This is a genomic window from Dapis hubbardiae BLCC-M172 (assembly GCF_050016015.1).
Taxonomy (GTDB): Bacteria; Cyanobacteriota; Cyanobacteriia; order Cyanobacteriales; family Microcoleaceae; genus Trichodesmium.
Genome location: NZ_JBNHEQ010000161.1, coordinates 62136 through 76555, shown reverse-complemented (window position 1 = coordinate 76555; position 14420 = coordinate 62136). Strand labels below are relative to the sequence as shown.

The window sequence follows — 14420 nt, the reverse complement described above, 5'->3', positions numbered from 1 at the left end:
ATATTCAACTTACTCTTTCTGTCAAGAATTTCTGAGTTTCTCATTCTCTTGTCTTGTCTTTTTCCGGAAATAACTAGAAGGAGTCTCGTCAATATTCAACTTACTCTTTCTGTCAAGAATTTCTGAGTTTCTCATTCTCTTGTCTTTTCTTTTCCCGGAAACAACTAGAAGGAGTCTCGTCAAAATTTTACCGACTCTTTCTGTCAAGAATTTTTGAGTTTCTCATGGTATTTTTTGTAAGCATTTAGCTTTTCCTGCGGAATTCTAGGCAAACAGCTTTTGAAAATATTCAAGTAACTACTAAAGTTAACTAATTATCCTCTTAATTCATAACTTTTAATTCTCCTTAGAGACTAAAAGAATTTAACTTCAGACTTCAGACTTCAGGCAATACCTATAACTTTGAACATTTGATTCAGTGAATCTAAATTCACTAAAATATCTTCCACTAAAGAACTTTCATACATTATATTTCTAATCGGATAACAACTAAATGTTTCACCAATTAAAAAGTAATGATCCAATCCTAATAATTGGCTAATATGCCAATAATAGTATCTAAGATAGTGGGGTGAGAAAAGTTCGATAACTTTTGTCCCTGGATTACAGAATACTATATTTGTTAGACCACTTCCGTGAGGAGCAACTATAATTTTGGCATTGGCAAAAGTGGCAATCTGATTTTCTAGAGACATTGACTCTGGAGTAACATAAGTAAAACCAAACTGCGATAATATCTCTACTACCTCTTCTTCGTTCATTACTCGCCGATATCTAGCATTACCTCTACCTATATATATTCTTTCCGAAAAATCTGACTTATTATTAGTTATGCCTCTGAGGAATACTTCTCTTAAAAATTTTAATCCCCACGGTTGTAACCATCCCAAATAACTAGGGTATGAAGGGACGACTAATTCTTCTGCTTGAATATGAGGATGGCGATCGCTTGCTAAAATTTTCTCTTCTCTAATACCAAGACTTTTTAATGTTTCTCGTTGAAAAGGTTGTTGATAGTCATTAACTACAAACCAATCTATTTCTTCTAAATTTATGCCCTGACGTAATATCTCTATTCTAGGCAACAAGTCTACCATCCAATGAAAATAGACATTTCCTGACAGTACCGATAATACAGCTACCTTACCATTAATTTTCTCCAGGGGGGGCAGTTCTTCCAGGTCAAATATCTGATGTTGAGTTGGGTCATGTTTTGTGCATCCTGGTAATGGAGATGGATATTCCCTAGACAAATCTGCCAATAAATAGTTATCTGGAGTAATAATGGCAATGCCGTAACATAATCTCCAGTAATTTTTCTTGGGCATTATCCAAGCTCTTCCCGACCGTACTATAGTTACAAAGGTAGGATTCTGGGAAAGTTTCTGAAAGTAGGAAAATCCTGATATACCATTTTTTGCATCTTTTGTCAAAGTAGATATGCTTCCCTCCTTACTTACAGACGTTAGGGATCTAGTCCCCCCCTTTTGAAGGGGGGTTAGGGGGGATCTTTCCTGGGGAGGTAAAGATTGAGTTTCCTCTTGTGGAAGGGGAGTTAAAGATTTAGTTTCCTCTTGTGGAAGGGGAGTTAAAGATTTAGTTTTCTCTTGTGGAAGAGGGGTTAGGGGGGATCTTTCCTGACTAAACTCACCCTGAACCCTGAGACTATATACCCCTTGAGCAAGAGATTTTGGGTTAAACCACTGATAAATTTGCTTTAAACATTCACCACAATTTAACCCTTGACATTCTAAATTTTTCTTCCTATTTTCAACATTTACCTCAATAGGAGATTTAGACTTTTCTTCTATATATTCTGTCGCTAATTTTTCCAATCTTACTTCTATATATCGTTTGTGATAATTCTTGCTATCTAATTTTTTAATCCAATCTTTTGTCGATAAATATAATCCCTGTAACTTTTGATAAGGGAGAAAATCATCATTTAATTTATCTTGTACTTTTGCCGATAATACCTTACCATAATAATCCATTGCCTCCTGCCATCTCTGCTGTTTTTCCAGAACCTTACCCAACTCAAAGTAAACCTTTGTCGTCTCATCAATTCTATTTTCACTCAGTAAAATTTGTAGAGATATTTGATAACTAATAATTGCTGAATTTAACCGTTTTTGTTTAACCAGACTATTTCCTAACAACCAATAAATCTCAGCCGAACTTGCTTGAATTTGCAACGCCCTTTGATAAAATATTTCAGCACCTTCATAATACCCACTTTCCATCAAAACATTGCCAAAATGAACATAATATTTCAGCAAATATTGAGAAATTTTTTGATACTGCTCCTGGGAATTTTCTGAATAATTATCTAATTTTTGCAATTCTTTGAGAAAATTCAAGCCTGCTACTTTTGTCAAAAATAGCTCATCAGATATTTTATTTTCAGTATTTCCTAACTTCGCCTCCAATACCCGACAATAACCATCAACAAAGTTATGATTAGTAATTACATTTTTTAAGTAAACAAAAGCAAGTTCAAATTTACCTATAGTCATCAAAGAAAAAGCACAATCACTATAGGCTAATACATTATCTTTTTCTCCCTTCAGTTTAATAACTTCTTCAAAAGATTTGACTGCTAATTCATGCTCCCCAATAATTTGTAATGCTTTACCCAAGTTATAATGTGCTTTGATAAAATTAGGGTCTAATTCTATAGCACGATAATAAGCAGCGATCGCTTCTATCGGATTTTCCTTTAATATAGTAAAGCCAAGATTATTATATAAATCTGCCGAATCTGATTTTATAGCTAACCCTTTTTGATAAACTTCAATAGCTTCTGACCTTCGATTCATCTCGGCTAAAACGCCACCTAAATTATTATAAGCTTCTACAAAATATGGCTTTAATTTTATTAGTTTTCTATAAATATCAACTGCTACTTGATAATTTTTTTGCAATTCAAAAACGATACCCAAACCAAAATAAGCCTTCAGATAATTCGGTTTCAAAATAATTGCCGTTTCATAGCAATTAATTGCACCTTTCCAATCTCCATATTGATGCTTTATATTACCTAAATTATAATAGACTTCCGGCCATTTTAATCCTAAATAAATCGCTTTTTGATATTGATTAACTGCTTCAGCAAACCACCTTTTATGACTATACAACTGACCGAGAAAAGCATGAACTTCTGCATATTCTGGCTTAATCTCCAAAGCTTTTGTATAAGCAGACATAGCATCATCAAAATTATCTTCTGCTTCGTAACTTTCTCCTAATATTCTGTAAGCATCAGCAGAGTTTGGTTGTATTTCTAAAATTTGTTTACAGGTTATTATTGCTTGACTTAATTTGCCTTCAGTCAAGTATGATTTTGCTAATCTGAGATGTTTTTCTATTTTCATTCTTAGCTATCAATAACATTTTTCTCGGCTACTAGCATAGAATTATTCTGTCATTGCAACTAGAAACCTCAATGATCTAATTAAATATTTTATATGTAGCAAAATGTAGGGGCGGGTTTTACCTAGAATTTTAATGCTTACTCTAGAATTTATATAAACCCGCCCAGATACCCATGATATAATTAGGGCTTGCTGATTAAATATCAAAGTATTTACAGATAAAGGTTTTAGCCTTTTTAGGTCGGTAAAAAGTACGCCTGTTTCAGCTCTTAATGCACGGTTCCCGAAAAATCAAAAAGTTAGTATTTTCGCTGCTGAGTATAGCAAAAAAATTACTCCTCCCCTACTCCCCTACTCCCCTACTCCCCTACTCCCCTACTCCCCTCCTCCCCTACTCCCCTACTCCCCTCCTCCCCTCCTCCCCTACTCCCCTACTCCCCTACTCCCCTACTCCCCCGATCCCCTACTCTCTAAAAAAGACTTTTTCAGCAAACCCTAATTACACATTTTATATGTAGCAAAATGTAGGGGCGGGTTCTGAGTTAAGTTAATACTTTAACAAAATAATTTAGATCAACCCGCCCGGATACCCATGATATAATTAAATACTTTATATGTAGCAAAATGTAGGGGTGGGTTCCACATTCAGTTTATGCTTTGACAAATAATTTAGATCAACCCGCCCGGATACCCATGATATAATCAAATATTTTATATTTTGTGTGTTAAATTTTGGGGCGGGTAATTTCAGTTATCAGTTAGCCTCCTGCGGAGGAGCTGCGCTTTATCCTGACGGACTGCTCCGCAAACATGTCGCGCAGCGAAACAGTTATCAGTTAACCTCCGACTTAAAGTCGGAGGCTTGAAATACTGAGTTAAATATTTTTTTCATCCCCTTAAAAGGGGAGGCTTTAGACCTCATTTTTTGGTAATTTAATCTGATGGTTAAACTCGTTAATTTAACGTGTAATACCAATTCCCAAAAGTAATGCTATACTTGGGTAAGACTTCATTTATTAATTAATAACTACATATCAAATCTTTTTTTTGCTAGTTGTAGCTCATTTAATATTAATTATTGTTATTTTTACTTCTCCTGTACGGACGTTGCATGCAACGTCCCTACCTACTCCCCCACTCCCCTGCTCTACAAAATGTAGAAATGTTTTTGAGAAATGGTATAACCCACCCCTACTATATAAAACAAAATTCCCCCCTAAAACCTAGGAGGGAGTTAGAATTTTCATTCGTGGGTTACACCCATATTTAAAACCGCATTTATCAATAACCAGACTTAGAAAATTTCAAAGTCAGTATTTTGTAATGGGTTATCAGCATCATAAACAGTATTATCAACCCGAGCAAATGCTACTTCATCACCAGCAAGTGTTGTTGGGTTGTAGTATACTAAACCTTCATTAGGGTCATAGATAATAGCTGCTGAACTGTTTCCTTGAGTTACAGGATTGAAACCTGAAATTACGTCAAACTGTTCTTCTGATAGTTCGCTGCCAGTAGGTGTACCTGTTAAAGCATTAAATGCCGCATCCTCTGGAACTGGGAAGTTAGCAGCTAGAACTATCTTATCTCCCTCACCCCGATTAAAGTCTGTCAGGGAGTCAATTCCATAACTACCATCTGTACTAAACCAGAAGAAGAAATCATCAGCACCAGCGCCACCTGTTAAAGTATCATTACCCCTTGCACCAGATAGGGTGTCATCCCCTATACCACCACTTAGACTATCATCATCTTTACCTCCATCAAGGTTATCATTACCTGGACCACCTATGACAACATCATTACCTGCATTACCCAGTACGGTGTCATCTCCAATACCACCGCTTACTACGTCATCTCCGCGATCGCCGAAGATAATGTCTGCTCCTTCATCACCTTCTACAGTATCATTATCTTTACCACCTCTAAGGCTATCGTCTCCGTTTCCTCCTGTTATGGAGTCATTTCCTTCATTACCTTGAATGGAGTCGATGCCAGTACCACCAGCTGCAGTATCATTACCTGGACCTAATAAAACTCTATCATCACCACCACCTGCTCCCACCAGGTCATTCCCAGTCGTAGTTGCAATATTGTCAGGACCAGTGCTCCCTGGAAGACGATCGTCTCCAGGTTGTCCTACTATGTTAAGTCCCCCATTATCGTTGGGGGTACTGCTTACTGGCTGTGTTTCGGTACCTGGTGGAACTACTTGTATACTCACTTGCTTACCTCGTTTTTTAGAATTTACTATTGCTAATTTATCTGTGATTTGCTCAAAGAGCTAATTTTTAGATTCTGTATAGATGACCTTTTCGTTCATTTATATCTTTGTTTATAGGGATAATTTAACCCTTGTAAATTTAGACATTACAAAGATTATGATTGTTCCCCTTTATTCAACCCTTACCTGATGAGATAATTCTTATTTCAGGAGGTTAGGCCAGGAATATTTCTGCTACGGACAGATACATTTTTTAGAAAGTTCTAAGTGATGTATTGTTTAGCATACTTTTGCATCTTTAAGAATATATTTGATCATCTACCGGATAAATCCGAGTAGATCCTTTAGAGGAGGTGCTAATCAGGTTAAAACCATGATTATTATTTTCCCCTACCCTAGTACCAAGAAATTTGTAGCTCCTCTAGCCAGTGTCAATTATCACTACTTTCTCAAGTCCAAGACTATTGAGGCTACTTTGTAGTATTAGTCGATTGACTCAAATTCAAATTTTAATAACAACCTGCTGAGGGAAGGGCTAAGAATAGAGTGGATTACACCTAATTAACTTTTTTAATTAATTACCATTTAACTACAATATCCCAAACCTATCAGGTTTTCACCATGTTATTAAAAGTCTTTGTATTTATACAAATTAGAGGATATTTAACTACACTTTAAAAACTACCATGGGGTTCTTATGCCACCACATCAATAAAGGTGGTGGTTTCCAAACTTTCAGGAGTTTTTGATAATTTTCTTTGAACAAGAAATATGAACATTTTACAGTCTATCATAGTCTTGTTGATTGTCAATTGACCAATTTACGGATTAATCTAAAATTTTCCTGGGAACAAATTTTAAATTTACTCCGTCTTTTATTTTTCTTATATTAAATTTGTATTGATTACAAATTAAAATAATCCGTAAATATAACAATGTTGGTTAAATTTTTCAAGTGATGTTTTGACCGAAGTAAAAGGGTACATTTTTGTGATAGTTTGGAAAAGCTCAAAGTAACAAGTCCTAACTCCTAAGTGCTCCACTGAAAAATAATTTGAAAATAGGCTTGCCATAACAAAAAAACATCTGTTATAATAAATATCTGTTACCCCAGGAGAGGTGGCTGAGTGGTCGAAAGCGGCTCACTGCTAATGAGTTGTACGGGAGAACCCCGTACCGAGGGTTCGAATCCCTCCCTCTCCGTTTTATTAGTAGGGACGTTCCATGCAACGTCCCTAAAGTTATTAGCGCTGACTGCTAAAACTGGTGACTGGAAATACTAAATTTGATTATAGAATTCACCCCTACTCAACTGATACAGCTAATAGGTGTGAATAAGGAGAGGTTTATCTAATCTTGAGATTGACCATTCGAACTTTCGACTAAAAACCCGCCCCTACTATATAGGTTTGCTCAAAATTTTTTCATTGCCTCTACAAACTTTTGGGACATATAAGGTAATATTCTCTCATTCCTACTAATCTCTTTGCCTTCTGTAAATATAACTAAGAGATATGGCTGAAGATTTGGTAACTCTATATAAGCAAAATTGTGACGTACATAAGTACCTACAATTCCTGTAGACCATACATTAGCATTTTGAGGAAGGTTCTCATCTAAAAAACCTATAGCTTGGCCTTTACTTCTATCTTTTGCACCTTCTTGGCTAGAATTTTTCTTTAACAAATTCATCATTTTCTCTGAAGCTTGAGGAGATACTGCAATCCCACCCACAATACTATGTAATAAACGAGCTGTAGCATTAGTTGTGAGTATATTCCGATTTTCCATCAATAATCCTTGGAAAATGTGTTCCCGGCCATAAGGACTATCAGACCATGTTTTTTGATTAATATTAATGGATTTTAACTCAGGCCACTTGAGAGATTGAAAATAACGATTAACAAAATTACGTTGATATTTCCAAGTTTGAAAAGGTCCTGGTGATAATTCAGGTCCACTGGTAGTTCCCGTTAAAACATCCACAACTAGACCAGTCGCATCGTGATTTGAAGAAAGGATCATATCTCGAATTGCTCTTTCTAACTCTGGTGAAGTTTTGACCATTCCTTTCTCTAGCCATTCATAAATAGCTACCAGATAGAATAAATGGACTATTTTTCCAGGATATATCCGCTCATCACCGCGATCGCTCCAACCACGCACTTGCTTTTGCCAAAATTCTGTGGGATTCTTAATATGTCTGGTTCTTGGTGAATGGTAAACTAACCAAGTTATAGCTATTTGCTCAGAAGTTAATTCTGAAAATTCTAACTTGGTTGCTTCTATAATATCTTTACCCAGGATATTTAACTGTTCATCTTTATCAAAGAAGGTCATTTCAGTTATTAGTTATCAGTTATCAGTTATCAGTATTTCCTGTAATAAGGAGGCTACGAAAATTCGGAATTTTCTTTTTTATCCCCTTGTAGAGCGACAGCTCGCGGCGCAGCAAAGGGGAGGCTTGATACCTTATTTTTTGGTCATTATAGAAAAGGAAAGTTAAGAGTGAATAATTTAGATAATATTCACAAACAGGAAAAAATGTTTACCTAATAATATACGAAATCCCTTAGTTTATATATATTTTTTTTTCAATCTCTGGGACGAGGGAATTCTTTTAATCTAATTATTCTTCGGCGATTTTCAATCAGGTATATTTTTAGGAATACTGGTTTGAATAATAAGGTTGCAATTTAGATTTCTAGCTTTCTTAAATATTCTGTAAAAAATGCCAGATTCACCAAATTTATATATACAAAATTTCAATTATGGCCTGGATATTTTATAAATAACCCAAATATGATTTGTATAGTATTTTAATTAAGTCTGGAACACTTGCTGAGGCTTTAATAATTAATTGAAAAGGCTAACAACATTCTCTCTATCCCTTTCTTATTTAAAATGACTATATCTAAAATTTCCATCAGTGACTAATTATCAATTATCTAACCCAGATTTCGCAGGTTTAGTCTAGGCATAGCGGTTGAAAAAATTTAACACACTATTGGTAGCATAATGAGTATTTATATTGACCTTATCAGTAGTGGTCAAAGCCTATATATAAACTCTACCCATAGTAGTGCGGAATGTCAGATCTAATACCATTTCTCAAAACTATTGCTATATTTGATTGGATGGGGTAGGGACGTTGCATAAGGGCGTCCGTACACATAATAATAATTAACATTAACTGACTAATTATTAGGGAATAATTTATTTTATCTATTTTAATTACTTGATAACTGAAGTGTGAGTCAAGTATAGCATTACTTTTGGTAATTGGTATAATACTCTTGAGTACCAATGCCAGGCTAATATCAATATTTATGACTCTGATAAATGTGATTCTTTGGCAACTCAAGCAGCAAGTGGACGATATTTACAAATCATTCAGTCTCAGGAAAAGTCTGCCGCAGTTATGGTGAAATTTATAGAGGAGGAGTATCCTGGATGGTTAGTAAATACAAACTTTGACAAGATTCAATCTGCGCCAACTGTTTTCCCACCTCATATTAGTTTCTATCAGTTTGCAAGTGCTTTTGCTAAAAAAACATAGTCTTCAAAAATTGTACAATCTAATTTTTTAAGCCTGGTAATATATGTTGATGTTTAATGCTTTTCATAAGTTGATTTATACTATCAAAAAAAAGGAATGGTTTCCTATTGTATTGATTCTTGTTTTAGCGTGTTTTTTGTACTTTTACAGAATCAATTTCCGAGGTTTATGGATAGATGAATTTATCAGTGTTTTAGATGGGCGCAAGATGGATCTTAATAAGGGCAGGCTACTCTACTATGTTCTTTTAAATCCATGGATTAACATTTCTGATAATGAAGTATGGTTGAGAGTTCCAGCTATTATTTTTGCAGTAGTATCTGTATATCTAATTTATAGATTAGGTAATGACTTTTTTAGCAAAAAAGTTGGTCTTCTTGCAGCATTTTTACTAACTATTTCTCCATTATTTATCAATCATGCTCAAGAAATTAGATACTATACAATGAGTGTTTGCCTAGGGCTTTGTGGATGTCTTTGTCTCGCACATTCTCTGAAGCAACCAGATAAAAAACTTCCACGATTAATATGGGTTGTAGGTAGAATTTTATCCTTTTATACTACACCTTTAAATGCAGCCTTTTTGGTATCAGATATTCTGATTTTATGGCTTAAGTTTAAGTTCAAAATTTCTAGATTAATTAGTTATCTTGTTCTATATTTAACAATTATTGTTGTCAGTATTCCTGTAGCTATTTCTGTGAAGAGTGATTCAGGCTCACACCGAGTGATGTTACCAATTCCTGGTGTAAGAGAAATCTTCCGAGAGCTAAGAGTAATGACTGTGTTTGCTCACCCTCCATCACCACCTTATATAGCATTATTGATTCAAGTTGTAGCTTTAATTGTTGCTACAGTTATTCTGGTAGCAATTATTCAAAAGCCTCGTAATCAGGAAGTTGTATGGGTAGCTTCATGGGGAATTATACCTGCTGCATCTATTTTTGTTTTTTCTAATGTATTCTACTCGATATGGAACAGTCGTTACTTAATAATATCTCAGCCATACATTATATTACTGGTCGCAATTGGCTTTTTTAAGGTTTTAGATTGGCAAAAAATAATTGGAGTCGTGGTGGCTCTAATATATATGTTGGCCGTTAGTTTAGGCTTAGTAACTTATTATACAAGCTCGAAGCGATACATGGGGGCATTAGACCATTACAGACCAGTAGCACAATTGATTGAAGGTCAAGATAGAGAAGGCGACATAATCATTTACTCTGCAGCTCATGGCACTTCTTTTCCTCTAACTTACTATTATCGAGGCTCTGCACCTATATATCTAGATAAAAGAGAAGAAAAAGATCAATCAAATCTTCAAACCCATTTAAAAAATTGGATTGAAAGTTTACCTCCTACATACTCACGTATATGGTTTATCTATTACGGAGGAGATATGAACATTTTTAAGTCTGTATTTGCAGAACAATTTACAATTGAATCACAGGAAATTATTGGTAATGCAAATATATTATTGCTGATTCCTAAGTTGGATAAAAATGACTACTAGGATGTTAATTTCTGGACAACAAACAAATAAACTTCGTAAGGATTCAGTTATGAGCATTTAGGTATAAGCTTTTAGAATAAAGTTTTAATTTTAGCTCAATTTATCAATTAATTTTACTTCCTCTAAAAGCAATAGCTGATGGCTGAATACTTACACAATCAATTTAGAGGGAAAAGGCAAAGAGTTAGCAGTTATCAACTCAGTTAGTTTTGTACTTTATGAAAAAAGTTTTGTCGGGCATTAAACCTTATCTGCGGTGGATTATTTTAGGACTAACTCTATTTTTTCTAGCTCAAACTCTCAAAGACAACTGGGCACAAGTGCTTGAGATTAGGATTAGTGATTCTGGGTGGGTAAGTTTAGGAGCTGCTTTTATCATCACAATTATGGCTCATGTATGGTCTGGAGTGGTCTGGTTTTGGATTATTAAAGAGTTTCATCAAAAGGTTAATTTGCGGTGGGCAATTAGAGTATATCTGCGAACAAATGTTGCTAAGTATTTACCGGGAAATATATGGCATTTTTATAGCCGAATTGATGCAACAAAACAAGTAGGAGTACCTGTTGAAATTGCAATTTTAAGTGTGTTAATAGAACCACTTTTAATGGCTGCGGCAGCTTTAGGAGTGGCTTTAATTGGTTCTACTCAAGAAAGTTGGTTTTTACAATTTTTGTGTTTTTTTGCAGTAATTTCTATTGTTCATCCACGAATTTTAAACCCAGTAATTAAATATTTAGTTAAAATAAAATTAAAAGTCAAAAAATCTGATTCAGAGGTAGTTACTGAATTAAATTTGGATCACTATCCAATCAAGCCTTTTTGCGGAGAATTTTGTTTCCTGCTGCTTCGAGGTTCTGGATTTTTATTGACTATATTGGCGTTCAATTCTATTGAATTTAATCAAATTTTATTAATATTTAGTGTGTTTAGTTTATCATGGTTATTAGGTTTAGTTGTGCCAGGAGCGCCTGGAGGTGTTGGGGTCTTTGAAGCAACTGCTTTAGCTTTACTTGAGCAAAAATTTGATCCTGGTATTGTGTTAAGTGCTGTTGCATTTTATCGTTTGATTAGTGTTTTAGCTGAAACTTTTGCTGCTGGTTTAGCTTGTTTGGATCAAACAAAGTAAGAAGGAAGAAGGAAGAAGGAAGAAGTGAAAAGTCAACTTATACCAACTTCAGAAAATATTGCTACAGTGACTAAACAGGGAACAGAGAACAGGGAAAGAAAAACATAATAAAAAAGATGGAATTTTATTTAGTAATTTTCTTGCACTTTTTTCAAGCTTTAAGTAGTAGAATATATATCGCAGTCGTATATAGGTTGTGTAATACTATGTATCAAAAATATTGCTATATCTGATTAGGGTGGGAAGTGTGAGAAGTGTGGGAGGTGGGGGAATATAAAAAGTAGCGATCATCTATACTAACTAATTAATAATCGTCAAAAAAAGACTTTGAATCTTGGTAAATATTTGAATATTGAAGTCTAGCTGAAGTATAGCATTAATGCCTGGTAATTGGTAGAATTTAGATTATCCTAAAATACCAATTCCATCAAGCAGGATCAAATTGGGGAATTGGTTTTAATCTTATTTAATAAGTTTTAATATGTTATGATTCATTTAGGAGTGCTATATATAATCGGCACTGTATTAACAACTATTACGAAAACTGAAAACCTTTCCTATTACCTGTTACTTTCTTTTTATAACAGTTAACTTTAACAAAGAATACTCTTTCCTTCCCTAGTTGACTTTTATCCAAATATTACTACTTGTACACCACTACCTAACTCCTAATTTCTGACTTTGTTAACTACTCTAGGATAAGTTGAGTTAGGCAAGTTTTAACAATTTGTTACAAAATATAGGGATAGGATTTATCCAGGGTAACTTAAATTGTGAAAATATTCCGAACACTTGACCATCAGCAACAGCGCAGTCTAATGATTCTATTCTTGGCTGGCTTATTATTTTGGTCAAGTATATCTACCTTGCTGCCTACTTTACCTCTTTATCTAGATCGTATTGGAGGCACAACACAACAAATTGGCCTTGTTAGTGGTTGCTTTGGTGTGGGACTATTACTATCACGATTTGTTTTAGGGCCATTAGCTGACAACAGAAGTCGAAAGTTGGTTCTGATAGTTGGCACAACTGTAGCAGCGATCGCCCCACTCGGCTATTTACTACTCAAGTCTTTTCTTTTGTTAATGGTAGTTCGTGCTTTTCATGGTATTAGTATTGCTGGAATTACCACTGGTTATAGTGGTTTAGTAGCTGACTTGTCTCCTCCTGGTCGTCGCGGTGAATTAATTGGTTATATGAGTTTATGTACTCCAATAGGTATGGCTATTGGACCAGCAATAGGTGGTTTTGTACTAGCAGCTACTGGGTATGTGCCTTTATTTATGGTTTGCTCTACTTTAGGAAGTATGAGCTTATTATGTAGTTTGCTAGTTTGGGAACCACATTCAATACTGAAAAAAAATTCTCATTCCCATCAGTTTAATCGACAAAAGTTCTGGCAAATATTAGGAAGTCGTAAAATTTTGGTTCCCGCTTTTGTAATGTTGATGGTAGGTTTAGTATTTGGCACAACTTTTACTTTTCTACCACTGTATATCCAGCAAAATAACATTCCTCTGAATGCTGGACTTTTTTTTAGCGTCAGGGCGATCGCTAGTTTTACCATTCGTATTTTTACTGGGCGAGCTTCCGATCGATTTGGTCGTGGCCTTTTTATTACTGGCGGTCTGGTATTTAGCTTATTAGCTATGTTAACTTTGTGGACTGCAAATAGTAGCAATATGGTTTTACTGGGAGCTATTTTTGGGGGATCTTCTGCTGGTTTAATCTTACCTATGATGATTACTTTGACGACCGATCGATGTCCTCAAGAGCAAAGAGGCAAGTTTTTATCTCTTTATATTGGTGGGTTTGATTTAGGCTCAATTATGGCCGGACCTACTTTCGGTCTTATTGCCGAACAAGTTGGTTATAGAAGTATGTTTGCTGTTGATGCTTGTCTTGATGTTATAGCAATAGCTATATTCATTACTTTATCAAACAAAGACTTGCCCCATTCCATCAGATTTGCTTTTGGTCAAGGGCAAGATACTTATGCTATTAATCATTAATACGGGCCTGGAGGGATTCGAACCCCCGACCTCATGGTCCGTAGCCACGCACTCTATCCACTAAGCTACAGGCCCTTTTTGTTTTTTGCGTTAGATGAAACTTTTTTTAATCAGCTTTTCTTCCGCACTAATAATTTACTATAGCACAAATAAATAGAATGACAAGGGATTTTTCTAAATTTGAGCAAAATTTAACTCATTTGGACTCTGAGGGTGGAGTTCAAATGGTGGATGTATCTGCGAAAGTAGCGACTGTGCGTCAAGCTGAGGCTGCTGGACAAGTGCGGATGTTAGTAGAAACTTTTGAGGCTATTGAAGCGGGTAATAGTCCAAAGGGTGATGTTTTGGGCACTGCTAAGTTGGCGGGGATTATGGGGGCGAAGCAAACTGCCCAACTTATTCCTTTGTGTCATCCTTTGCCTTTACAAAAAATAGATGTGGAGTTAATTCCTGATCCACAGTTGCCGGGATATCAGATTCGGGCGATGGTGAAGACTAAGGCGGAAACTGGGGTGGAAATGGAAGCTTTGACGGCGGTTTCTGTGGCTGCTTTAACTTTGTATGATATGGCTAAGGGTTTGGAAAAGTCTATTTCTATTGAGTTAATTCGT

8 protein-coding genes and 2 tRNA genes are annotated in these 14420 nt (G+C 35.3%); 6 read left to right on the top strand and 4 right to left on the bottom strand.

Translation table 11 applies throughout. From position 1 onward, the window contains the following. Nucleotides 1-383: 383 nt before the first annotated feature. Together ACP6PK_RS14385 and ACP6PK_RS14380 are read right to left on the bottom strand one after the other, a co-directional pair. On the bottom strand, nt 384-3374 hold the full coding sequence (locus tag ACP6PK_RS14385) for a tetratricopeptide repeat protein (RefSeq protein ID WP_426560207.1): 2991 nt from the start codon (nt 3372-3374) through the stop codon (nt 384-386). A gap of 1294 nt (nt 3375-4668) precedes the next feature. Then, nucleotides 4669-5598, bottom strand: a complete 930-nt coding sequence (locus ACP6PK_RS14380) for a calcium-binding protein (RefSeq protein WP_426560205.1) — start codon at nt 5596-5598, stop codon at nt 4669-4671. Nucleotides 5599-6711: 1113 nt separating this feature from the next. Here ACP6PK_RS14380 and ACP6PK_RS14375 point away from each other — a divergent pair. Next, a tRNA-Ser gene (locus ACP6PK_RS14375) sits at nt 6712-6801 on the top strand. A gap of 210 nt (nt 6802-7011) precedes the next feature. On the opposite strand, the gene ACP6PK_RS14370 is transcribed toward ACP6PK_RS14375, so the two are convergent. Continuing rightward, nucleotides 7012-7938, bottom strand: coding sequence for a serine hydrolase (locus ACP6PK_RS14370; RefSeq protein WP_426560203.1), 927 nt, complete (start codon nt 7936-7938; stop codon nt 7012-7014). A 928-nt stretch (nt 7939-8866) separates the two neighbouring features. Between ACP6PK_RS14370 and ACP6PK_RS14365 the strand changes: the two genes are divergently transcribed. The 4 genes from ACP6PK_RS14365 (at nt 8867) to ACP6PK_RS14350 (ending at nt 13809) form a co-directional block, all read left to right on the top strand. After that, nucleotides 8867-9157 (top strand): hypothetical protein, encoded by a 291-nt coding sequence (locus tag ACP6PK_RS14365; RefSeq protein WP_426560213.1) that lies wholly within the window; start codon nt 8867-8869, stop codon nt 9155-9157. A gap of 43 nt (nt 9158-9200) precedes the next feature. Continuing rightward, nucleotides 9201-10670, top strand: coding sequence for a glycosyltransferase family 39 protein (locus ACP6PK_RS14360; protein ID WP_426560201.1), 1470 nt, complete (start codon nt 9201-9203; stop codon nt 10668-10670). Between the two features lie 218 nt (nt 10671-10888). Further along, nucleotides 10889-11797, top strand: a complete 909-nt coding sequence (locus ACP6PK_RS14355; protein ID WP_426560198.1) for a UPF0104 family protein — start codon at nt 10889-10891, stop codon at nt 11795-11797. 773 nt (nt 11798-12570) lie between these two features. Further along, nucleotides 12571-13809 carry an MFS transporter gene (locus tag ACP6PK_RS14350; protein ID WP_426560196.1) on the top strand — a complete coding sequence of 413 codons (1239 nt, stop codon included), beginning with the start codon at nt 12571-12573 and terminating at the stop codon, nt 13807-13809. A gap of 2 nt (nt 13810-13811) precedes the next feature. Here ACP6PK_RS14350 and ACP6PK_RS14345 read toward each other — a convergent pair. Next, nucleotides 13812-13884, bottom strand: a tRNA-Arg gene (locus tag ACP6PK_RS14345). 83 nt (nt 13885-13967) lie between these two features. Between ACP6PK_RS14345 and moaC the strand changes: the two genes are divergently transcribed. Beyond that, a partial coding sequence (gene moaC, locus ACP6PK_RS14340) for a cyclic pyranopterin monophosphate synthase MoaC (RefSeq protein WP_426560194.1) occupies nt 13968-14420 on the top strand: 453 nt, incomplete at its 3' end.

Excerpts from the sequence above, each read along its gene's own strand:
- ACP6PK_RS14360 (WP_426560201.1), top strand. The coding sequence starts at position 9,201 with ATGTTGATGTTTAATGCTTTTCATAAGTTGATTTATACTATCAAAAAA.
- ACP6PK_RS14370 (WP_426560203.1), bottom strand. The coding sequence starts at position 7,938 with ATGACCTTCTTTGATAAAGATGAACAGTTAAATATCCTGGGTAAAGAT.
- ACP6PK_RS14355 (WP_426560198.1), top strand. The coding sequence starts at position 10,889 with ATGAAAAAAGTTTTGTCGGGCATTAAACCTTATCTGCGGTGGATTATT.
- ACP6PK_RS14385 (WP_426560207.1), bottom strand. The coding sequence starts at position 3,374 with ATGAAAATAGAAAAACATCTCAGATTAGCAAAATCATACTTGACTGAA.